This window comes from Mangrovibacter phragmitis, from assembly GCF_001655675.1.
Lineage (GTDB): Bacteria > Pseudomonadota > Gammaproteobacteria > Enterobacterales > Enterobacteriaceae > Mangrovibacter > Mangrovibacter phragmitis.
Genome location: NZ_LYRP01000003.1, coordinates 74,687 through 96,509, shown reverse-complemented (window position 1 = coordinate 96,509; position 21,823 = coordinate 74,687). Strand labels below are relative to the sequence as shown.

The following is a 21,823-nucleotide window of genomic DNA, read 5'->3' as shown; positions in this document are numbered from 1 at the left end:
CAGGAAAACGGGCGGAGTATAGCAGAGGGTTCGGAATATGTCTCAGGTTTATGCTAATATGGCCTGATATTCTTAATCTGCTGTGAACATTATGCTGCAAAACATACGCGTAGTACTGGTTGAAACGTCTCACACCGGCAACATGGGTTCAGTTGCCCGTGCCATGAAAACCATGGGGTTAACCAATCTTTGGCTGGTGAATCCATTGGTAAAACCTGACTCTCAGGCCATTGCACTTGCTGCGGGTGCCAGTGATGTCATCGGTGATGCACAGATTGTGGATACTCTGGATGAAGCCCTGGCAGGATGCAGCCTGGTGGTAGGCACCAGCGCCCGCTCAAGAACCCTTCCCTGGCCAATGCTGGACCCACGCGAATGTGGTCTGAAGGCTACAGAGGAAGCGCAACATGCGCCTGTTGCTATCGTGTTTGGCCGTGAGCGCGTTGGTCTCACTAACGATGAACTGCAAAAATGCCACTACCATGTTGCTATCGCGGCAAATCCGGATTACAGCTCCCTTAACCTGGCTATGGCGGTGCAGGTTATTGCTTATGAAGTGCGTATGGCATTTTTGGGGCAGAATGATGCCCATAAAAGTGAATCCGAACCCACTCCTTACCCTCTCGTGGATGACCTGGAACGTTTTTATACGCACCTGGAACAGGTGTTGCTCAATACTGGGTTTATTCGCGCTAACCACCCCGGCCAGGTAATGAACAAGCTGCGCCGTTTGTTTACCCGGGCGCGCCCGGAAAGCCAGGAATTGAACATTCTGCGTGGTATTCTGGCGTCGATTGAACAGGGTGAACATCCGCACGAAAAATAGTTGACTAAAATACTCAGGTAAATAGTTGACCAATTTACTCAGGAATGTCAGACTTGTCTCCGCTGTGCAAAACTATTCTAGGATAAACCCCCGGTTCGAGGGGCATTTTTGAGGTTAAGTAAGACATGAGACTGACATCAAAAGGGCGCTATGCCGTCACCGCAATGCTGGACGTTGCACTTAACTCCGAAGCGGGCCCCGTTCCGTTGGCTGATATCTCTGAACGCCAGGGAATTTCGCTCTCTTATCTGGAGCAGTTATTCTCCCGCCTGCGTAAAAATGGCCTGGTCTCCAGTGTACGTGGCCCGGGCGGTGGGTATCTGCTGGGTAAAGATGCCACATCCATCGCTGTGGGTGAAGTGATTAGTGCAGTAGACGAATCGGTAGATGCCACCCGTTGTCAGGGTAAAGGCGGCTGCCAGGGCGGAGATAAATGCCTCACTCATGCTTTATGGCGTGATCTGAGTGACCGCCTGAGTGAATTCCTCAACGGTATTACGCTGGGTGAACTGGTAAATAACCAGGAAGTGCTGGATGTTGCTGACCGCCAGCATGGCGATAACACCCTTCGCAGTTCGCGTCCGCAAGACGCCATCAATGTTAAATTACGCGCATAAAAACGTAATAATATAGTTATTTCGAATCAGGCCAGGGTTACCTGGCCGCTGATATTACGCCGATATTGGCCTGATTCGCCGCATTGAAGTGATGTACGGAGCTTAAGAGCGATGAAATTACCGATTTATCTTGATTACTCAGCCACAACGCCGGTTGACCCGCGTGTTGCTGAGAAGATGATGCAGTTTATGACAATGGATGGGACTTTCGGCAACCCGGCTTCCCGTTCTCACCGTTTTGGCTGGCAGGCAGAAGAAGCTGTGGATGTGGCGCGTAACCAGATTGCTGAACTGGTTGGTGCAGACCCACGCGAAATCGTCTTTACCTCTGGTGCAACAGAATCTGACAACCTGGCAATTAAAGGTGCTGCAAACTTCTATCAGAAAAAAGGCAAGCACATTATTACCAGTAAAACAGAACACAAAGCCGTTCTGGATACCTGCCGCCAGTTAGAGCGTGAAGGTTTTGAAGTAACTTACCTGGCACCGCAAAGCAACGGTATTATTGACTTAAAAGCACTTGAAGCAGCAATGCGCGATGACACCATTCTGGTTTCTATTATGCATGTGAATAATGAAATCGGCGTAGTTCAGGATATTGAAGCTATTGGCGAATTGTGCCGTGCGCGTGGCATTATCTACCATGTGGATGCGACCCAAAGTGTAGGTAAATTACCTATTGATCTGAGCAACCTGAAAGTTGACCTGATGTCTTTCTCTGGCCACAAAATCTATGGCCCGAAAGGTATTGGCGCACTGTATGTTCGCCGTAAACCCCGTGTGCGTATTGAAGCACAAATGCATGGTGGTGGTCACGAGCGTGGTATGCGTTCTGGTACTTTGCCGGTTCACCAGATTGTTGGTATGGGTGAAGCGTATCACATTGCTAAACAAGAAATGGCAAGTGAATCTGCGCGCCTTAGCGCACTGCGTGAACGTCTGTGGAATGGCATTAAAGACATTGAAGAAGTCTATCTCAATGGCAGTCCGGAACACACCGCACCAAACATCCTGAACGTCAGCTTTAACTATGTTGAAGGTGAGTCACTGATTATGGCACTGAAAGATCTTGCGGTTTCTTCCGGTTCCGCCTGTACGTCAGCAAGCCTTGAACCTTCTTATGTGCTGCGTGCTCTTGGTATGAGCGATGAGCTGGCTCACAGCTCGATTCGTTTCTCATTAGGGCGTTTTACGACAGAAGAAGAAATTGATTACACCATCGAACTGGTTCGTAAGTCTATCGGTCGCCTGCGTGAACTTTCTCCGCTGTGGGAAATGTTTAAACAAGGTATCGATCTGACCACCATCGAATGGGCTGAACATTAATCAATAAGCAGGACATAAGGAGAATTCACCATGGCATATAGCGAAAAAGTGATTGATCACTACGAGAATCCCCGTAACGTGGGTTCCTTTGATAACAACGACGAAAACGTTGGTAGTGGTATGGTTGGCGCCCCGGCATGTGGCGACGTCATGAAGCTGCAAATCAAAGTAAATGATAACGGCGTGATTGAAGACGCACGTTTTAAAACCTATGGCTGCGGCTCCGCAATTGCATCCAGCTCACTGGTTACTGAGTGGGTAAAAGGGAAATCCCTGGATGAAGCACAGGCGATTAAAAATACTGACATCGCTGAAGAGCTTGAGTTGCCACCAGTGAAAATTCACTGCTCAATTCTGGCTGAAGATGCCATTAAAGCCGCAATTGCTGATTATAAAAGTAAACGCGAATCAAAATAATGTCTTCCGGGCTTACCCGGAAATTTGAAAGCTTATTGAGGTTGTTGTATGTCGATTACCCTTAGCGACAGTGCTGCTGCTCGAGTTAACACTTTTTTAGCTAACCGCGGAAAAGGGTTTGGCTTGCGCCTTGGGGTGCGTACCTCGGGTTGCTCCGGCATGGCTTATGTACTGGAGTTTGTTGACGAGGCGGCCGCAGAAGATGTGGTATTCGAAGACAAAGGCGTCAAAGTGGTTGTCGACGAGAAAAGCCTGCGTTTTCTTGATGGCACTCAGTTGGACTTCGTAAAAGAAGGCCTGAACGAAGGGTTTAAATTCACTAACCCTAACGTGAAAAATGAGTGTGGCTGCGGCGAAAGTTTTAACGTCTGACAGCGCACCTTCCACCGACCCCATAGCGACATGTTTGCTGTGGGGTATTGCTTTTAGTCTGCAAACTCCGGAACGTTTATGGATTACTTTACCCTGTTTGGGGTGCCGGTAAGTTATTCGCTCGACAGCAGTCAACTGGCGGACCGGTACCAGGAACTGCAGCGTCAGTTTCATCCCGATAAATTCGCCAGCCGCCCACAAGCGGAACAATTACTGGCTGTTCAGCAGTCCGCCAACATCAATCAGGCGTGGCAGACCCTGCGTCATCCTCTTTCCCGGGCAGAATATATTTTGTCCTTGCATGGCTTTGACCTGGCAAGTGAACAACATACGGTGCGTGATACCGCGTTTCTGATGGAGCAACTGGAATTACGTGAAGAACTGGATGACATTGAGCAAAAACGTGATGAGGTTCGTCTGGAAGCGTTTTTAGCACGCGCTACGCAAATGTATAATTTGCGCCATAAAGAGATGGTGGCGTTACTGGATGCCGGGCAGTGGGATAACGCTGCAGACAGTGTGCGTAAGTTGCGTTTTCTCGATAAACTGCGCTCGCAGGCCGAACAACTCGAAGAAAAATTGCTCGATATTTGATGCTGGTGTTTTCCGGCAACCATCAACCACCTGGTAACCCTGGTGATGAATTTGGAAGCTTAACATGGCCTTATTACAAATCAGTGAGCCCGGCATGAGTGCTGCGCCGCATCAGCGTAAGCTGGCTGCGGGGATTGACCTGGGGACCACAAACTCGCTGGTGGCGACGGTCCGTAGTGGGCAAACCGAAACCCTGGCTGACCATGAAGGGCGTCATTTGCTGCCATCAGTGGTGCACTATAGCGCCACACAACATTTGGTTGGCTGGGAAGCGCGTGCAAATGCCGCACAAGACCCTGCCAATACCATCAGCTCAGTAAAACGCCTTATGGGCCGTTCATTGAGTGATATTCAGACTCGCTACCCGCATTTACCTTATCAATTCCAGTCCAGTGAAAATAGCCTGCCGCTAATCGTTACTCCGGCAGGCGCACTGAACCCGGTACGGGTTTCTGCTGATATTCTCAAAGCACTGGCGGCACGGGCGGTTGAAACGCTTAATGGCGAGCTGGATGGTGTGGTTATTACTGTACCGGCTTATTTTGATGACGCTCAGCGTCAGGCAACCAAAGACGCAGCCCGCCTTGCGGGTTTGCATGTACTGCGTCTGCTGAATGAACCTACAGCTGCGGCGATTGCGTATGGTCTGGATTCCGGCCAGGAAGGTGTAATTGCCGTATATGACCTGGGCGGTGGTACTTTTGATATTTCTGTTCTGCGCCTGAATCGCGGCGTGTTTGAGGTGCTGGCAACCGGTGGGGATTCCGCGCTGGGTGGTGATGACTTCGACCATTTGCTGGCAGACTGGCTCTGTGAGCAGGCTGGTCTGAATACTCCGCTGGATAGCCGCCTGCAACGCCAGGTGCTGGATACGGCGATTGCCACTAAAATAGCCCTGAGCGACGCGCAACAAACTGATGTGCGTATTGGCGACTGGCAGGGCACAGTTACGCGTTCACAATTTAACGAACTGATTAGCGCACTGGTTAAACGGACTTTACTCTCATGCCGCCGCACGTTGAAAGATGCCGGTATCGATGCCAGTGAAGTGCTGGAAGTCGTGATGGTGGGGGGCTCCACTCGTGTACCACTGGTGCGTGAACGGGTAGGTGAGTTTTTTGGCCGAACCCCGCTGACTTCAATCGACCCGGATAAAGTTGTGGCAGTTGGCGCAGCGATTCAGGCAGATATTCTGGTGGGTAACAAACCTGACAGCGAAATGCTGTTGCTGGATGTCATCCCCTTGTCGCTGGGTCTGGAAACGATGGGCGGCCTGGTGGAAAAAGTCATTCCGCGTAACACCACAATCCCTGTGGCCCGCGCCCAGGAGTTCACCACCTTTAAAGACGGCCAGACAGCAATGGCGATTCATGTCTTGCAGGGGGAACGTGAGCTGGTAAGTGATTGCCGTTCACTGGCTCGTTTCACCTTGCGGGGTATCCCGGCAATGCCGGCTGGTGGTGCGCATATTCGCGTCACTTTCCAGGTAGACGCTGACGGCCTGCTGAGTGTAACCGCAATGGAAAAATCGACCGGAGTAGAAGCGTCGATTCAGGTCAAGCCTTCTTACGGCCTGTCTGATGGTGAAATTGCGTCCATGATCCAGGATTCCATCAGCTTTGCTGAGCAGGATGTCAGCGCCCGCATGCTGGCAGAACAAAAGGTTGAAGCTGCCCGTGTTCTGGAAAGCCTGGCCGGAGCTCTTGATGCAGATGGTGCCTTGCTGGATGAAGAAGAGCGCCAGGCGATAGATGCTGCAGCAGCACAACTGCAGGATGCCGCTCAGGGAAATTCCCCTGACGCCATTGAAAATGCGATAAAAAATGTTGATAAGCAAACCCAGGAATTCGCTGCGCGCCGGATGGATGCCTCCATTCGTCGGGCGTTGAAAGGCCATTCCGTCGACGAGGTTTAATATGCCTAAGATTGTTTTTCTGCCTCATCAGGATCTTTGCCCGGATGGTGCAGTTCTGGAAGCACAGACGGGTGAGACGATTCTTGACGTTGCCTTGCGCAACGGCATCGAAATCGAACATGCCTGTGAGAAATCCTGCGCCTGCACTACATGCCACTGCATTGTGCGCGAAGGTTTTGATTCCCTGCAAGAAAGCAGTGAAGATGAAGACGATATGCTGGATAAGGCCTGGGGTCTGGAACCAGAAAGCCGCCTGGGTTGCCAGGCGAAAGTAACGGATGAAGACCTGGTGGTTGAGATCCCGCGCTATACCATTAACCATGCTCGTGAACACTAACAGGAGAACGACATGGGGTTAAAATGGACCGATAGCCGTGAAATTGGTGAAGCACTGTACGACAGCCGCCCGGATGTTGACCCGAAGACGGTACGCTTTACCGATATGCATCAGTGGATTTGCGAACTGGATGAATTCGACGATGATCCCAGTGCATCCAATGAAAAAATTCTTGAAGCCATTCTGCTGGTTTGGCTGGATGAAGCGGATTGATACCAGGTACGGGCTGCAGCTAGCGGCCCGTTTTTGCGTCTGTTTGCGGCCAATTTTTTGTGTGAATCGTTACACAAAGTGTTAAGGATACCAACAATGACAACTGAAGTGATGAACATCACGCTGTCCGGCACACCCGCCGATGCGCGCTGGGGCGAAAAAGCACTGTACAGCATCAATAATGAAGGAATCACCCTGCATTTAACCGGCAACAATGATAATGCGTTGATCCAACGCGCTGGTCGCAAAATTGATGGCCTTGGATTTAAACAGGTCGCTCTGGCTGGCGAAGGTTGGGATGTTGAAAAAAGCTGGGCGTTCTGGATGGGCTACCGTGCGCCAAAAGGTGTGCACAATGTTGCATGGCCGGTGCTTCCTGAAGCAGAGCAGCAGGAGCTTAATAATCGCCTCAAGATTATTGACTGGGTGCGTGACACCATTAACCTGCCGGCAGAAGACCTGAGCCCGGAACAACTGGCAACCCGTGCTATTGATTTATTAGTGGATGTGGCGGGTGACCAGGTGAGCTACCGTATTACTAAAGGTGAAGATTTACGTGAACAGAACTATGCCGGTATCCACACAGTTGGCCGTGGTTCTTCGCGTTCACCTGTGTTACTGACTCTTGATTTTAACCCGACAGGAAATGCAGACGCTCCGGTATATGCCTGCCTGGTGGGTAAAGGCATCACCTTTGATTCTGGTGGCTACAGCCTGAAACAAAGCAGCTTTATGGATTCCATGAAGTCTGACATGGGTGGTGCCGCGCTGGTGGCGGGCTCACTCGCTTTCGCAATTACTCGTGGCCTGCAAAAACGCGTCAAACTGCTGTTATGTTGCGCAGACAATATGGTGAGTGGTAACGCGTTTAAACTGGGTGACATCATTCGCTACCGCAACGGTAAAACGGTTGAAGTGATGAATACTGACGCCGAAGGCCGTCTGGTGCTGGCCGATGGCCTGATTGATGCCAGCGCATTAAAGCCAGAGCTGATTATTGATTGCGCGACATTAACCGGTGCGGCGAAAACTGCGTTGGGTAACGACTACCATGCACTGCTGAGCTTTGACGATGCACTGGTCAGTAAACTGATGACCAGTGCAACTGCGGAAAATGAAGCTTTCTGGCGTTTGCCGCTTGCGGAGATCCACCGCCATCAGTTGCCATCCAACTTTGCCGAGCTGAATAACACTGCCGGAGCCGTTTCCCCAGCGGGTGCCAGCACGGCTGCGGGCTTCCTGTCGCATTTTGTCGAAAACTACCAACAGGGGTGGTTGCATATCGACTGCTCGGCGACATACCGTAAGTCTGCCGTTGATCTGTGGTCTGCTGGTGCGACCGGGATTGGTGTGCGCACACTGGCTAATCTGCTGACCAACGACTGAGCTGCCTGTGTAATCCGGAGCCTGAGGGTATTATCCCTGGCTCCTTTCTTCCCTGTACTTGATGAAAAGCACGATGGCCGATAACCAATCTCAACCTACTTCTCAAAATCAACTGGAAACATTGCTGGAACAGGCTGCGACCGAACCAGCATGGCGTCCGGCATTTTTCCGTGAATTACTTGATGCCAGCGTTTGGGTGCCGGGCTCTTCGCCTGATGAAGCCGTGATTACGGCAGATTCTGTAGTCGATCTGCAGCACTGGGAAAAAGAAGACGGCACATCCGTGATTCCGTTTTTTACTTCTGTACAGGCGCTCGAACAGGTAGTGGCTCACGAGCAGGCTTTCATTGTTATGCCTGCCAGAGTGCTGTTTGAGATGACCCTGGGAGAAACCCTGTTTTTGAATGCTCGTTTACCAACCGGGAAAGAGTTCCTGCCCGGCGAAATCCGCCACTTGTTAAGTGAGCAAGGCTCACCACTGGCAGAGCACACGGTGCTGGAAGGTGGCAGCCAGTTGCAACTTTCTGCTGTGGAAAACCCACCGGCACAGTTAGTTGAATCGCTGACTACGTTATTTAAAAACCATAACCAGGTTAAACGCGCGTTTCTGTGCACGCTGAAAGAGTCACCTGAAGAGGCGGGTAATTACCTGATTGGTATTGAAGCAGAAGGGGATATTGAACCTATCATCTATGAAGCCGGGGATGTGGCTGCCGATACGCTTACGGGCGATGAGCCGGTAGACATTTGCCTGGTCGCTGAAGGCGAAGCGGGAATCAGCCACTTTATGCTGGCCCACCTGACGCCTTTTTATGAGCGGCGTTGGGGCAGTTTCCTGCGTGATTTGAAGACACAGCGTATTCTGTAAATCACTGCGCAAAATCACCCCGGCAGGGTTTCCGGTACAAACCGCCGGGGGAATCTGTTAACTCAGGGTTCAACCGGTAAATCTGTTCGGCTGCCCCATTCACTCCATGAACCGTCATACAGTGATACACCATTCACATCCAGTGAAGTCAGTGCCAGCACAATCACCGCGGCAGTGACGCCAGAGCCACAACTGGCAATAATCGGCTTGCCAAAATCCACACCTGCGCGAGTGAATATTGCGGCTAACTCTTCCGGCGCTTTTAATTTGCCATCCTCAACCAGAGTCCCCCAGGGCACATTTAACGAGCCCGGTATATGCCCGCGGCGTAAACCTGCACGGGGTTCATCAACTTCTGCGTTGAAACGCGCAGCTGCCCGGGCATCAACAATTTGGGCGGTGCCTTCGTGGCTTGCCAGCAACACATCCGTGACGTTTTTCATGACCTCCGGGTCGAAATGGACATCAAAATCGCTTTCTGGAAGAGACGCTACGCCCGTTTCCAGTGGCAAATTTTGTTTGCGCCATGCGGCCAGACCACCGGACAGAATCGAAACAGTTTCCACGCCAAATGCCCGCAACATCCACCAGGCCCGCGGTGCAGAGAACAGGCTGCCATCATCATAAATGACCAGGTGTTTATCCTGATGAATACCCAGTTCACGCATCGCAACCGCAAAGGTTTCCGGGCGTGGCATAGTGTGAGGCAACGGGCTGTTGTGGTCAGATAATGCCTCAATATCAAAAAAAGGCGCGTTGGGGAGATGGCCTGCCAGATACTCTTGCTGTATATCGCACTTTTCATTGCCCACGGCTGCCATGCGGGCATCAATGACCTGGACTTCCGGGTCGTCCAGGTGCTCAAGAAGCCACTCAGGGGTGACAAAAAAAACAGTACTCATGTTGGCCTCCTTTAATCATTTATCGGTTAATTCTCGGCGTTTACGTGCGTAATTACAACCAACATGCGCATGACATTGACCGGGCTAACATACCGAATCCAGGGATATGGCAAAAAGCGAATCTTTAGCATAATACTGGTTTATCTTTTTTACCGGCCTTTTTCGGCCAGGGATATCCTCATGAAATATGTCCGCTATGCTTGTGTGGCCGCCTTATTCTGTGCCCTCAGCGCACTAAGTGGTTGCGATGATAATACAACGCCTGCGTCAGGTTCAGTGCCGCAGTCACACGTTTCTGCCCCTCAGGAACAAAAAGCGGATGCTGCGCAACGGGAAAAATTGGCGAAAGCGAGTGCCGGAAAGCCGTTTACACTCCAGGATTCCTCTGAAATTCAGCTCGACGGAGCCAGCACTCTGGCTCTGACATTTTCCGTTCCCCTCGACCCTGACCAGGATTTTTCCCGGTTTGCACATGTAGTGGATAAAGAAAAAGGGAAAGTGGACGGTGCCTGGGAGTTATCAGATAACTTAACTGAACTACGCCTGCGTCACCTTGAGCCACGCCGTGAATTAACCATTACTCTCGACCCTGGTCTGAAAGATATTAATGGACAGGCTTTTGGGAAACGCTGGCAATCTTCACTAACCACGCGTGATATTGAACCGGTTGTGGGTTTTGCCAGCCGTGGCTCACTGCTCCCGACAAAAGTGGTAAAAGGCCTGCCAGTAATGGCGTTAAATATCAGTCAGGTTGACGTTAATTTCTACCGAGTAAAACCGGAGTCTCTGGCGGCATTTATCAGCCAGTGGGAATACCGTAACAGCCTGAGTAACTGGGAATCAGACACGCTGCTGAAAATGGCAGACCTGGTGTATACCGGGCGGTTTGAACTCAACCCGGCAGCCAATACCCGGGAAAAACTGTTGCTGCCGCTTGGGGATATCACTCCGTTACAGCAGCCCGGTGTTTATCTTGCAGTTATGAACCCGGCGGGGCATTACAACTATAGTAATCCGGCAACATTATTTACCCTGAGTGATATCGGGCTGTCACTGCACCATTATCACCAGCAAATGGACATTTTCACGCAAAGCCTGGAAAACGGCAGCGGGCAACAGTCCGTTGATATTCAGTTGCTCAATGAAAAAGGCCAGGTACTGGCGAATGCCACTACGGACAGTCAGGGCCACGCCAGCCTGAAAACCCCGGACGGTGCTGCACTGTTACTGGCAAAACATGACGGGCAAACCACAATGCTCGATTTGAGCCAGCCAGCGCTGGATCTTGCCGAGTTCAATATTGGTGGCAAACCGGGTTACAGCAAACAGTTTTTCATGTTTGGCCCGCGGGACCTTTACCGCCCAGGAGAGACCGTTGTCATCAATGGATTACTGCGTGACAGTGATGGTAAACCTGTGGCAGACCAGCCCATAAAACTGGACATCGTGCGTCCTGACGGGCAGGTAGCGCGCACCACTGTTTTGCAGCCGCAAAACGGCCTGTACCAGTACCGTGTCACTCTGGATAAAAATGCATTAACCGGCCAGTGGCATCTGCGCGCCAATGTGGGCGATAACCAGGCACGAAGCTGGGATTTTCAGGTTGAAGATTTTATGCCTGAACGCATGGCGTTGCGTGTGGATGTCCAGCCACAGCCTCTGGCTCCGGGAGCTGATGCGGTATTCCGTGTTCAGGGGCGCTATTTGTATGGTGCTCCGGCTTCGGGTAACACCCTGCAAGGGAAACTCTTCTTGCGCCCATTACGGGATGCCGTTCCTGCGTTGCCCGGTTTTGAATTTGGCAACATTAGTGAAGCAAACCTCAGCCGCAGCCTTGATGAAGTCCAGACCACACTGGATAACACTGGCCGGGTAGATATTTCTGAAACCAGCCAGTGGAGTGATACCACTTCGCCAGTAAAAGTGATTTTCCAGGCAAGCCTGCTGGAATCAGGTGGCCGCCCGGTTACGCGCCAGCGTGAACAGGCTGTCTGGCCGGCAGATGTGTTACCGGGTATTCGCCCGCAGTTCGCTAAAAAAAGCACTTACGATTACCGCACTGGCACTGAATCCAGCCAGGCGGTAGTTGATGAGAACAGTCAGGCCGGGTTCGATATTGTTTATGCCCGCCCTGATGGCACGCGTGTGGCAGTGAATGGGCTGGCAGTGCGCCTTATTCGCGAGCGCCGGGATTATTACTGGAACTGGTCCGAAGACGATGGCTGGACATCGCGCTACGATCAGAAAGACCTGGTGGAAGGGGAGCAAACCCTGAACCTTGCTGCTGGTGAAACCGGCAAAGTGAGCTTCCCGGTAAGCTGGGGATCTTACCGTCTTGAAGTGAAAGACCCGGAGGGGAACCTCAGTAGTGTTCGTTTCTGGGCCGGTTACAGTTGGCAGGATAACAGTGACGGCACCGGTGCCCAGCGCCCGGACCGCGTGACGATGAAAATCGATAAACCCTCTTATCAACCTGGCGACACTATTCAGTTGCATCTGGCAGCGCCACAAGCCGGGAAGGGATATATTATGGTGGAGTCCAGTGATGGCCCACTATGGTGGCAGGCCATTGATGTTCCCGCCGATGGCATGGATCTGAGTATTCCGGTAGACAAAACCTGGCATCGCCACGACCTCTATCTCAGTGCTCTGGTCGTCCGTCCTGGCGACAAAACACAGGCACTTACCCCAAAACGTGCAGTTGGCCTGCTTCATTTGCCACTGGGTGACCAAAGCCGTCGCCTGGATGTGGCGTTGCAGGCACCGGTTAAAATGCGCCCCAACCAGCCGCTTACTGTGAAGGTACAGGCCAAATCTGCCAACGGTGCTTTGCCGGATAAAATCTACGTTTTGCTCTCCGCTGTAGACAGTGGTGTGCTGAATATCACTGACTATGTTACGCCAGACCCGTGGCAGGCCTTCCTGGGCCGTAAACGGTATGGCGCCGATATTTATGATATCTACGGCAATGTGATTGAAGGCCAGGGCCGCATGGCGGCACTGAAGTTCGGTGGTGACGGTGACGACCTGAAACGTGGTGGTAAGCCGCCAGTGAATCACGTCAACATTATTGCCATGCAGGCCCAACCGGTGGCGCTGAATGCACAAGGGGAAGGTACGGTCACTTTACCCATCGGAGATTTTAATGGTGAACTGCGTCTGATGGCGCAGGTGTGGTCCGCTGACCGCTTTGGCAGTAGCGAAAGTAAAGTCGTTGTTGCCGCACCGCTGGTGGCTGAGCTCAGTACTCCGCGCTTTCTGGCCGGAGGCGATCACTCCCGCCTGATGCTGGATCTCACCAACCTGACCGACAAGCCCCAGCATTTAAATATCAATTTTGCAGCCAGTGGGTTGCTCAGCCTGGATGCCGGGAACACACAAAGTGTGGCGCTGGCACCACAGCAACGTACCGCGTTGTCTGTTCCGGTTCAGGCCGGACAGGGCTATGGCGATGGTGTGCTGGATGTGACGATTAGCGGTATTTCTCTGCCCGGCGAAACGTTCAATCCGCTGAGCAAACAGTGGAAAATTGGTGTGCGTCCTGCTTTTCCTGCACAAACTATCAGTGCCGGAACCCAGTTGATGCCGGGTGAACAGTGGCGCTTGCCTGCAGGCTGGCTGGACGGATTATCGGCATCAACACTGGAAGGTAAATTATTGATAAGTGGAAAGCCGCCGCTGAATCTGGCCCGTTATATCAGCGAACTGTATGCCTGGCCTTATGGCTGCCTTGAACAAACCACCAGTGGATTGTTCCCGTCGCTGTATACCAACCGGGCGCAGTTACAGTCACTGGGCATCAAAACGTCAAGTGATGAAAAACGTCGGGAGGCAGTAGAAAGCGGTATCGCTCATCTGATTGAAATGCAACTAGAAAATGGCGGCTTTGGTCTGTGGAGCAAAGACAGTGCGGAAGAATACTGGCTTACCGCTTACGCCACTGATTTCCTGATTCGCGCCAGTGAGCAAGGTTACAGTGTGCCAGTTGCCGCTCTGGAGAAAGCCAATAACCGGTTATTACGTTACCTGCAAGACCCTGGCATGATTAGTGTGCGCTACAGTGATAACCTGGCAGCCAGCCGTTTCGTGGTACAAAGCTATGCGGCTCTGGTGTTGTCCCGCCAGCAGAAAGCACCGTTGGGTGCTCTGCGGACTCTGTGGGATAAACGTGCTGCAGCGCCATCTGGTTTGTCACTGGTGCAGTTGGGCATTGCGCTCAAACGCATGGGGGATACAGAGCGTGGTGAGCAGGCACTGTTAAGTGGTATAGCTATGCCCCGTAAGACGCATGCCTGGTTAGGTGATTACGGTAGCCCGGTGCGTGATGAAGCACTGGTATTAAGCCTGCTGGAAGAAAATAACCTGATGCAAAACCAGCAGCCTGCCTTACTGTCAGCTCTTTCTCAGGCGGCATGGAGCGAATCCTGGTTGTCAACTCAGGAAAATAATGCGCTGTTCCTGGCAGCCCATAATACCGCACAGCAAGGAGCAGGCTGGAAGGTACAAAACCAGAACGGTGATACCCTGTCAGGCAAAACTGACCAGGTTTCTGTGCTGTCGGCGGCCCAGCAATCTGCTCTGAATCTTACTAACACGGGAACCGCGCCACTGTGGGTGCGTATGGACAGCACTGGTTACCCTGAACAATCACCTGCACCTTACAGTAATGTGGTACACATTGAGCGCCATTACCTGGATACGCAGGGCAACACCCGCTCACTCAGTAATTTGCACAGTGGTGAATTAGTGCTGGTATGGCTTGATGTCTGGGCGGATAAACGTGTTCCTGATGCACTGGTGGTTGATTTACTCCCCGCCGGGCTGGAGCTGGAAAACCAAAACCTGGCAAGCAGTTCGGCCTCGCTCAGTGAGAATGGTTCACAGGTGCAAAACCTGATTAACCAGATGCAACAGGAAGATATTCAGCATATTGAGTTCCGTGATGACCGTTTTGTTGCGGCAATGGCCCTTAGTGAAGGGCAACATTCAACACTGGTCTACCTTGCCCGTGCGGTGACACCAGGTGTTTACCAGGTACCAGTGCCTCAGGTTGAATCTATGTATGTGCCGCAGTGGCGCAGTACAGGAAATACGATGGGCCTGTTGCATGTGGTGCCCTGATTGATGCCACCAGGAAAATATAAAACTTGCTGGAAACTGTGGGGCGGCTGCCTGGCCGCCTTTTTCTTGCTAATTGCTGGTTTGTTGCTTGCGGACAGGCTTTGTCCTTTGCCATTACACAATGTTCGCCCTGCCCGTATTGTGGTGACAGAAGACGGCACCCCGCTGTGGCGTTTTGCGGATGAAAACGGAGTCTGGCGTTATCCGGTAGAGCCCGATGAAGTTTCCCCCCGTTACCTGGAAGCGTTAATCAATTATGAAGACCGCTGGTTCTGGCATCATCCTGGCGTGAATCCGCTCAGCCTGGTTCGCGCAGCCTGGCAATGGGTTCGCAATGGTGAAGTGGTGTCAGGGGGAAGTACGCTGACCATGCAGGTGGCACGCCTCATAGACCCGCAACCCCGTACAATCACTGGTAAACTGATTCAAACTGCCCGTGCGTTGCAACTGGAATGGCATCTTTCCAAAAAGCAGATACTGACACTTTACCTCAACCGTGCACCTTTTGGTGGCACGCTGGAAGGGGTGGGCGCAGCCAGTTGGGCATACCTTGGCAAATCGCCAGCACATCTGACAGATGCAGAGGCCGCATTACTGGCTGTGTTGCCACAGGCTCCCAGCCGGTTACGCCCGGACCGTTGGTCTGAACGCGCACAAAAAGCGCGCGATAAAGTGTTGGCGCGAATGCAGTCAGAGCATATCTGGTCTGCCAAACGGGTGCGTGAAGCTATGCAGGAACCTGTATGGCTTGCGCCCCGGCAAAGCCCGCAACTTGCACCATTATTGGCGCGTTACTTGCTGACCCAGGACAATCACCAGCGGATTGTCACCACGATTGATGCCACATTGCAGAGCCAACTGGAAACCCTGGCTCTCAACTGGAAACACCGCCTGCCACCGAAAACATCGTTGGCGATTCTGGTGGTTGACCACCAGACCATGAAAGTGCGCGGTTGGGTGGGCTCGGTCGATTTAAACGATGACAGTCGGTTTGGCCATGTTGATATGGTACGGGCAGTCAGGTCTCCGGGGTCATTACTGAAACCTTTTTTGTATGGCCTGGCGTTGGATGAAGGGTTAATACACCCCGGTTCATTACTTCAGGATGTACCCCGGCGCTTTGGCGATTATCGCCCGGGAAATTTTGACAGCGACTTTAATGGGCCGGTAAGCATGAGTGAAGCGTTGGTTCGCTCGCTTAACCTGCCCGCAGTGCAGGTTCTGGATGCTCTGGGGCCGAAAAACTTTGCTGGTCATTTGCGTAACATAGGGTTAAATCTGCGCCTTCCCGCCGCTGCGGAACCGAATTTGTCATTAATTTTAGGTGGGGCAGGAACCCGGCTGGATGAACTGGTCTCTGCTTACAGCGCGTTCGCCCGTGAAGGGAAGGTTGCCAGGTTGCGCCTGCAGCCACAGCAGCCGTTGGTTGAACGGAGGTTATTGTCACCCGGTTCAGCCTGGATAATTCGCCGCATCCTGGGCGGAGAAGAACAACCCTTGCCAGATGCCGCACTTCCTGCCGTTGCGCCTTTTGCCTGGAAAACGGGCACCAGTTATGGCTACCGCGATGCCTGGGCAATTGGTATTTCGCCCCGTTACCTGATTGGTGTCTGGACCGGGCGTCCGGATGCGACGCCGGTTGCCGGGCAGTATGGCTTTGCCAGTGCCGTACCCGTGATGAACCAGGTTAACACTCTGCTCAGGGCAAACACAGGCCTGGCACAAAACCGTGAGCCTGCAGACCCAAGACCAGGTAGTGTGACATCCGGTACTATTTGTTGGCCTGGCGGCCAGAGCCTGCCTGAAGGTGACAGTAATTGCCGTCGGCGGGTGTTCACCTGGTTACTGAATGACAGCCAACCACCAACCTTACTGGCTCCCGGCCAGGAAGGGCCTTCAGGTATAGTGCAGCGCCTTTGGCTGAACTCAAAAGGGTTACGTGTTGGGGCAGATTGCAAAGATGCACACTCGGCAACATTGCTGTTGTGGCCGTTGCCACTGGAGCCCTGGTTACCGGCAAGGGAGCGGCGTGACATGCGTTTGCCAGCAGTATCCACCCAGTGCCCGCCAGTAATGCAGACAAACCTCAGCCCACTGTTATTGCTCGGTGTCCGTGATGGCGCTATGGTGAAACCACCTGCAGGGCAGACGATGCTGAGTATGCCACTCTCCACGCAGGGCGGCGGGCATGAACAGTGGTGGTTTTTGAATGGTGATGCCCTGCCACAACAGGGTAATCATGTGACTTTGTCCTTGAAGCATTCAGGGGAATACCAGGTGCTGGTAATGGATGACAGCGGGCAAATTGCGGCAGCGCACTTTACTTTGCTGCCCAAATGAATGGCAAGGTCATCAGGTTGTGTGGGTTTGTTGCTAAAACGCAGCTTATTTTAAAAAAATGTTACCTTTATCCATAGGCAAGGCGGTAACAGGTCATTATAATCTGCGCCACTTTGTTGCCGGGTTTCCCTGGCATTTTTAGAGAACAAACAGAGGTAATCATGGCAATTGAACGTACTTTTTCTATCATCAAACCAAACGCTGTTGCAAAGAATGTGATTGGCAGTATTTTTGCGCGTTTTGAAACCGCCGGGCTGAAAATTGTTGCCACTAAAATGGTGCACCTGACTCAAGAGCAGGCGCGCGGTTTCTATGCTGAGCATGATGGTAAGCCGTTCTTTGATGGCCTGGTTGAGTTTATGACTTCTGGCCCTATCGTTGTTTCTGCACTGGAAGGTGAAGACGCAGTACGCCGTCACCGTGAAATTCTGGGTGCCACTAACCCGGCAAACGCACTGGCAGGTACACTGCGTGCTGATTACGCGGACAGCCTGACTGAAAACGGTACTCACGGTTCAGATTCTGTTGAGTCTGCTGCCCGCGAAATTGCATTTTTCTTTGCCGAAGGCGAAGTGTGCCCGCGCACTCGTTAATTACTGCCTTTATTTGTGCTGTGATGCGTTAAGGCGTAGCATCACTGGCAGAGAATTTGTACAATGCTGCGCCCCGGATGAGCGAGCCTGCTCACCCGGGGCGTATCTATTTACTCATTTACCTGGGGCCATAACGTGTAACAACGAGGCCGGAAAACTTTATGTCACAACAGATTACCGTACCTGAAACCGTCACCGTTTCTGACTTGTCAAATTCAAATACCGGCAAAATCAATCTGCTGGATCTCAACCGCCAACAAATGCGTGCTTTCTTCACTGAAATGGGTGAAAAACCGTTTCGCGCGGATCAAGTCATGAAGTGGATCTATCACTATTGCTGTGATGATTTTGACGAAATGACCGACATCAACAAAGTGTTACGTGGCCGGCTTAAAGCTGTCGCTGAAATTCGCGCACCAGAAGTTGCTGAAGAACAACGCTCTTCTGATGGCACAATTAAATGGGCAATTCAGGTTGGCAGCCAGCGTGTTGAGACCGTGTATATCCCTGAAGATGACCGGGCTACACTGTGTGTTTCCTCACAGGTTGGGTGCGCGCTGGAATGTAAATTCTGTTCCACCGCTCAGCAAGGCTTTAACCGTAATTTACGGGTATCTGAAATTATCGGACAGGTGTGGCGTGCCGCTAAAATTATTGGTGCGGCGAAAGTCACGGGCCAGCGCCCAATTACTAACGTGGTAATGATGGGAATGGGCGAGCCACTGCTCAACCTGACCAATGTGGTTCCTGCCATGGAAATCATGCTGGATGATTTTGGCTTTGGCTTATCCAAGCGCCGGGTAACGTTATCCACATCAGGTGTGGTGCCTGCACTGGATAAACTGGGCGATATGATTGATGTAGCGCTGGCAATATCGCTGCATGCGCCAACAGATGAAATCCGTGATGAAATTGTCCCGATTAATAAAAAGTACAATATTGAGACATTTCTGGCAGGTGTGCGCCGTTACCTGGAAAAATCAAATGCCAACCAGGGGCGTGTCACAGTTGAATATGTCATGCTCGATCATGTGAATGACGGTACTGAACATGCACATCAATTGGCGGAATGTTTGAAAGATACGCCATGTAAAATTAACCTTATTCCCTGGAACCCGTTCCCTGGGGCACCTTATGGCCGTAGCTCCAACAGCCGCATTGACCGTTTTTCCAAGGTGCTAATGGAGTATGGTTTTACCACCATCGTGCGTAAAACGCGTGGCGATGATATTGATGCTGCCTGTGGTCAGTTAGCCGGTGATGTTATTGACCGGACCAAGCGTACAATGCGGAAACGCATGCAGGGTGAACCGATTGCAGTGAAAAGTGTCTGACAGGCAGACCTGTGGGCGAAGGCCTGAATATTCAGGTTTTCGTTCACCGCTTGTGGGGTGTCATCAATTGTGACAACGAAAGTCTCTGTTGGCGCAATAATTACGGTGCGTTTTTTTGCACTTTGAGGCAGTATGTAGCGGCACAACAACAGTTTAGCCTCGTAGCTCACCAGGCAGGCGTTATTTGGTGAGAAAGTATCCAGATAAGGTGCGGGCATATGCCCGGAACCGTTGTAATGAGCCAGAGAGTTATCTGGCGCTGGGTATGCTGGGTGTTTCGGGCGAGCGGGGTGTAACACTTCGCAACAGGTAATTTCGCGGCGCGGGTCAGTGAGGTCGCTATTGGTGACAGTGCTGGCCGGAGCCAATTTTTTCATTCAAACAGTACCAGCAGTTGTAGCTAATGAATACTGAAGCCACTCACGAACAAAATATCGCACAAACCACGGGCGAACGCCTCCGGGCCGCACGTGAGCAACTTGGACTCAGCCAGCAAATTGTGGCTGAACGCCTGTGTTTGAAAGTTTCTACAGTTCGGGATATCGAGGACGATAAAGCGCCTTCGGATCTGGCTGCGACCTTTCTCCGTGGCTATATCCGCTCCTATGCCCGCCTCGTCCACGTTCCGGAAGAAGAACTCTTGCCTGCGCTGGCAAAACAAGCCCCCATCAGAACCGCTAAAGTTCAGCCAATGAAAGGTTATGCCATCGGGAAGAGCCGTAAAAAGCGCGATGGCTGGCTGATGGGCTTTACCTGGCTGGTATTACTGGTTGTTATTGGCCTGACTGGCGCCTGGTGGTGGCAAAACCATAAAGCACAGCAGGCAGAAATTAATTCAATGGCAGATCAGTCAGCCGCGCCGGGTGATACGCCTGCTGATAATGGGCAGTTTGTGCCTTTGCATAATGCAGGGAGCGATGGAAGCTCTGCTGCCGCGCAGGGTAATCCGGCGCCATCTTCTGATAACACCAGCACAGACCCGGCACAGGCGAATACGCCTGCTTCTGTGCCAGATAACAGTGCCGCGCCAGCCGATAATACGGCGGCGGTGGTTTCTCCTGGGCAGGCGAACACCGATTCTTTAACCAATACCGCACCTGCTACAACCAGTCAGGATTCCGGCTCATTACCTGCAGCTCAGGCAACCACGTCTCCTGCGGCCAGTGGTGATTTGGTAATGAATTTCACTGCTGACTGCTGGCTGGAAGTGTCCGATGCAACGGGCAAAAAATTGTTCAGTGGTCTGCAACACAAAGACAGCACCTTAAACCTGGCAGGTAAGGCACCCTATAAACTGAAAATTGGCGCACCCCGTGCGGTCACTATTCAGTTCCAGGGTAAACCCGTTGATATGAGCCGCTATATCCGGTCCAACCAGGTTGCCCGCCTGACGCTTAATGCAGAACCTTCTGCAACTCAGGTGCAGTAACGTCGCGTTTTCGGAGATTTTTATGCATAACGAAGCGCCCATTCAGCGCCGTAAATCAAAACGGATTTACGTAGGGAATGTGCCAGTCGGCGATGGTGCGCCCATCGCCGTTCAGTCTATGACAAATACCCGCACCACAGATGTTGACGCCACAGTACAGCAAATTAAGGCGCTGGAGCGTGTTGGTGCGGATATCGTCCGCGTATCTGTTCCCACGATGGATGCCGCAGAAGCCTTCCGGCTCATCAAGCAACAGGTTGCCGTTCCTCTGGTTGCTGATATTCATTTTGATTACCGCATTGCGCTGAAAGTTGCCGAGTATGGTGTGGATTGTCTGCGCATTAACCCCGGCAATATTGGCAATGAAGAGCGTATTCGCCAGGTGGTGGATTGCGCTAAAGACAAAAACATTCCTATTCGCATTGGTGTGAATGCCGGATCCCTTGAAAAAGATCTGCAGGAAAAATACGGTGAGCCAACACCACAAGCGTTGCTTGAATCTGCTATGCGTCATGTTGATTACCTGGACAGGCTCAATTTTGATCAGTTCAAAGTCAGTGTTAAAGCCTCAGATGTTTTTCTGGCTGTAGAAGCTTATCGTTTGCTGGCAAAGGCCATTGATCAACCTCTGCACCTTGGGATAACCGAAGCAGGCGGAGCAAGAAGCGGCGCAGTTAAATCAGCAATCGGGCTTGGCCTGCTGTTGTCTGAAGGGATTGGCGACACACTGCGTGTTTCGCTGGCAGCAGATCCGGTCGAAGAGATCAAAGTTGGCTTCGATATACTGAAATCCCTGCGTATTCGCTCGCGTGGGATCAACTTTATTGCCTGTCCAACCTGTTCACGCCAGGAGTTTGATGTTATTGGCACTGTGAATGCGCTGGAACAACGCCTGGAAGATATCATCACGCCAATGGATGTTTCTATTATTGGCTGTGTGGTGAACGGGCCCGGTGAAGCGCTGGCTTCAACACTGGGTGTCGCAGGTGGTAACCGCAAAAGTGGTTTCTACGAAGATGGTGTCCGAAAAGACCGTCTGGATAACGACAATATGATAGACCAGCTCGAAGCGAAAATTCGCGCCAGAGCATCGGTACTGGACGAAAGCCGTCGTATTGACGTGCAGCAAGTTGAGAAATAACAAAACATGGGAAGCCTGATGCTTCCCGTGTATGATTGAACCCACAAAGCAGCCTGGCAACGTATAACCGGGTTGATTCGGGTTCATTTTTT

Annotated in this window: 18 protein-coding genes; 17 read left to right on the top strand and 1 reads right to left on the bottom strand. The window is 51.9% G+C overall.

Features of this window, described 5'->3' with window-relative positions; translation table 11 throughout:
* Positions 1–91: 91 nt before the first annotated feature.
* The 11 genes from trmJ (at position 92) to sseB (ending at position 8,871) form a co-directional block, all read left to right on the top strand.
* A complete protein-coding gene (trmJ, locus tag A9B99_RS06880; RefSeq protein WP_064596098.1) occupies positions 92–826 on the top strand; it encodes a tRNA (cytosine(32)/uridine(32)-2'-O)-methyltransferase TrmJ in 735 nt (244 codons plus the stop codon).
* A gap of 125 nt (positions 827–951) precedes the next feature.
* On the top strand, positions 952–1,443 hold the full coding sequence (gene iscR / locus A9B99_RS06875; RefSeq protein ID WP_036116374.1) for a Fe-S cluster assembly transcriptional regulator IscR: 492 nt from the start codon (positions 952–954) through the stop codon (positions 1,441–1,443).
* 111 nt (positions 1,444–1,554) lie between these two features.
* Positions 1,555–2,769, top strand: coding sequence for an IscS subfamily cysteine desulfurase (locus A9B99_RS06870; protein ID WP_064596006.1), 1,215 nt, complete (start codon positions 1,555–1,557; stop codon positions 2,767–2,769).
* Between the two features lie 30 nt (positions 2,770–2,799).
* Positions 2,800–3,186 carry a Fe-S cluster assembly scaffold IscU gene (iscU, locus tag A9B99_RS06865; RefSeq protein ID WP_036116369.1) on the top strand — a complete coding sequence of 129 codons (387 nt, stop codon included), beginning with the start codon at positions 2,800–2,802 and terminating at the stop codon, positions 3,184–3,186.
* 48 nt (positions 3,187–3,234) lie between these two features.
* A complete protein-coding gene (gene iscA / locus A9B99_RS06860) occupies positions 3,235–3,558 on the top strand; it encodes an iron-sulfur cluster assembly protein IscA (protein WP_064596003.1) in 324 nt (107 codons plus the stop codon).
* 78 nt (positions 3,559–3,636) lie between these two features.
* Entirely contained in the window at positions 3,637–4,152 is a 516-nt protein-coding gene (hscB, locus tag A9B99_RS06855; protein ID WP_064596000.1) for a co-chaperone HscB, read from the top strand.
* A gap of 64 nt (positions 4,153–4,216) precedes the next feature.
* On the top strand, positions 4,217–6,067 hold the full coding sequence (gene hscA, locus A9B99_RS06850) for a Fe-S protein assembly chaperone HscA (protein WP_064595998.1): 1,851 nt from the start codon (positions 4,217–4,219) through the stop codon (positions 6,065–6,067).
* Position 6,068: 1 nt separating this feature from the next.
* Entirely contained in the window at positions 6,069–6,404 is a 336-nt protein-coding gene (gene fdx, locus A9B99_RS06845; protein WP_036116360.1) for an ISC system 2Fe-2S type ferredoxin, read from the top strand.
* A gap of 12 nt (positions 6,405–6,416) precedes the next feature.
* Positions 6,417–6,617, top strand: coding sequence for a Fe-S cluster assembly protein IscX (gene iscX / locus A9B99_RS06840; RefSeq protein ID WP_036116357.1), 201 nt, complete (start codon positions 6,417–6,419; stop codon positions 6,615–6,617).
* Between the two features lie 96 nt (positions 6,618–6,713).
* Positions 6,714–8,003, top strand: a complete 1,290-nt coding sequence (gene pepB, locus A9B99_RS06835) for an aminopeptidase PepB (protein ID WP_064595995.1) — start codon at positions 6,714–6,716, stop codon at positions 8,001–8,003.
* Positions 8,004–8,076: 73 nt separating this feature from the next.
* The gene (gene sseB / locus A9B99_RS06830) at positions 8,077–8,871 is read left to right on the top strand and encodes an enhanced serine sensitivity protein SseB (protein ID WP_156519014.1); all 795 of its coding nucleotides are present in this window, start codon (positions 8,077–8,079) and stop codon (positions 8,869–8,871) included.
* Between the two features lie 62 nt (positions 8,872–8,933).
* Here sseB and sseA read toward each other — a convergent pair whose 3' ends face one another.
* Positions 8,934–9,773 (bottom strand): 3-mercaptopyruvate sulfurtransferase, encoded by an 840-nt coding sequence (gene sseA, locus A9B99_RS06825; RefSeq protein ID WP_064595989.1) that lies wholly within the window; start codon positions 9,771–9,773, stop codon positions 8,934–8,936.
* Positions 9,774–9,953: 180 nt separating this feature from the next.
* Here sseA and A9B99_RS06820 point away from each other — a divergent pair, with 180 nt between their 5' ends.
* The 6 genes from A9B99_RS06820 (at position 9,954) to ispG (ending at position 21,731) form a co-directional block, all read left to right on the top strand.
* Positions 9,954–14,894 carry an alpha-2-macroglobulin family protein gene (locus A9B99_RS06820; protein WP_064595986.1) on the top strand — a complete coding sequence of 1,647 codons (4,941 nt, stop codon included), beginning with the start codon at positions 9,954–9,956 and terminating at the stop codon, positions 14,892–14,894.
* A gap of 3 nt (positions 14,895–14,897) precedes the next feature.
* Positions 14,898–17,234: a peptidoglycan glycosyltransferase PbpC gene (gene pbpC / locus A9B99_RS06815; protein ID WP_064595983.1), complete on the top strand. Its 2,337-nt coding sequence runs from the start codon at positions 14,898–14,900 to the stop codon at positions 17,232–17,234.
* Between the two features lie 161 nt (positions 17,235–17,395).
* Positions 17,396–17,827: a nucleoside-diphosphate kinase gene (ndk, locus tag A9B99_RS06810; protein ID WP_036116345.1), complete on the top strand. Its 432-nt coding sequence runs from the start codon at positions 17,396–17,398 to the stop codon at positions 17,825–17,827.
* A 161-nt stretch (positions 17,828–17,988) separates the two neighbouring features.
* Entirely contained in the window at positions 17,989–19,161 is a 1,173-nt protein-coding gene (gene rlmN / locus A9B99_RS06805) for a dual-specificity RNA methyltransferase RlmN (RefSeq protein WP_064595980.1), read from the top strand.
* 403 nt (positions 19,162–19,564) lie between these two features.
* On the top strand, positions 19,565–20,590 hold the full coding sequence (gene rodZ, locus A9B99_RS06795; RefSeq protein ID WP_064595974.1) for a cytoskeleton protein RodZ: 1,026 nt from the start codon (positions 19,565–19,567) through the stop codon (positions 20,588–20,590).
* Between the two features lie 22 nt (positions 20,591–20,612).
* Entirely contained in the window at positions 20,613–21,731 is a 1,119-nt protein-coding gene (gene ispG, locus A9B99_RS06790; RefSeq protein ID WP_064595971.1) for a flavodoxin-dependent (E)-4-hydroxy-3-methylbut-2-enyl-diphosphate synthase, read from the top strand.
* Positions 21,732–21,823: the final 92 nt, after the last annotated feature.

Coding starts and splice junctions, on each gene's coding strand:
- hscB (WP_064596000.1), top strand. CDS start 3,637: ATGGATTACTTTACCCTGTTTGGGGTGCCGGTAAGTTATTCGCTCGAC.
- iscA (WP_064596003.1), top strand. CDS start 3,235: ATGTCGATTACCCTTAGCGACAGTGCTGCTGCTCGAGTTAACACTTTT.
- ndk (WP_036116345.1), top strand. CDS start 17,396: ATGGCAATTGAACGTACTTTTTCTATCATCAAACCAAACGCTGTTGCA.
- iscU (WP_036116369.1), top strand. CDS start 2,800: ATGGCATATAGCGAAAAAGTGATTGATCACTACGAGAATCCCCGTAAC.
- A9B99_RS06820 (WP_064595986.1), top strand. CDS start 9,954: ATGAAATATGTCCGCTATGCTTGTGTGGCCGCCTTATTCTGTGCCCTC.
- sseB (WP_156519014.1), top strand. CDS start 8,077: ATGGCCGATAACCAATCTCAACCTACTTCTCAAAATCAACTGGAAACA.
- ispG (WP_064595971.1), top strand. CDS start 20,613: ATGCATAACGAAGCGCCCATTCAGCGCCGTAAATCAAAACGGATTTAC.
- rodZ (WP_064595974.1), top strand. CDS start 19,565: ATGAATACTGAAGCCACTCACGAACAAAATATCGCACAAACCACGGGC.
- pbpC (WP_064595983.1), top strand. CDS start 14,898: ATGCCACCAGGAAAATATAAAACTTGCTGGAAACTGTGGGGCGGCTGC.
- sseA (WP_064595989.1), bottom strand. CDS start 9,773: ATGAGTACTGTTTTTTTTGTCACCCCTGAGTGGCTTCTTGAGCACCTG.
- pepB (WP_064595995.1), top strand. CDS start 6,714: ATGACAACTGAAGTGATGAACATCACGCTGTCCGGCACACCCGCCGAT.
- A9B99_RS06870 (WP_064596006.1), top strand. CDS start 1,555: ATGAAATTACCGATTTATCTTGATTACTCAGCCACAACGCCGGTTGAC.
- rlmN (WP_064595980.1), top strand. CDS start 17,989: ATGTCACAACAGATTACCGTACCTGAAACCGTCACCGTTTCTGACTTG.
- iscR (WP_036116374.1), top strand. CDS start 952: ATGAGACTGACATCAAAAGGGCGCTATGCCGTCACCGCAATGCTGGAC.
- trmJ (WP_064596098.1), top strand. CDS start 92: ATGCTGCAAAACATACGCGTAGTACTGGTTGAAACGTCTCACACCGGC.
- iscX (WP_036116357.1), top strand. CDS start 6,417: ATGGGGTTAAAATGGACCGATAGCCGTGAAATTGGTGAAGCACTGTAC.
- fdx (WP_036116360.1), top strand. CDS start 6,069: ATGCCTAAGATTGTTTTTCTGCCTCATCAGGATCTTTGCCCGGATGGT.
- hscA (WP_064595998.1), top strand. CDS start 4,217: ATGGCCTTATTACAAATCAGTGAGCCCGGCATGAGTGCTGCGCCGCAT.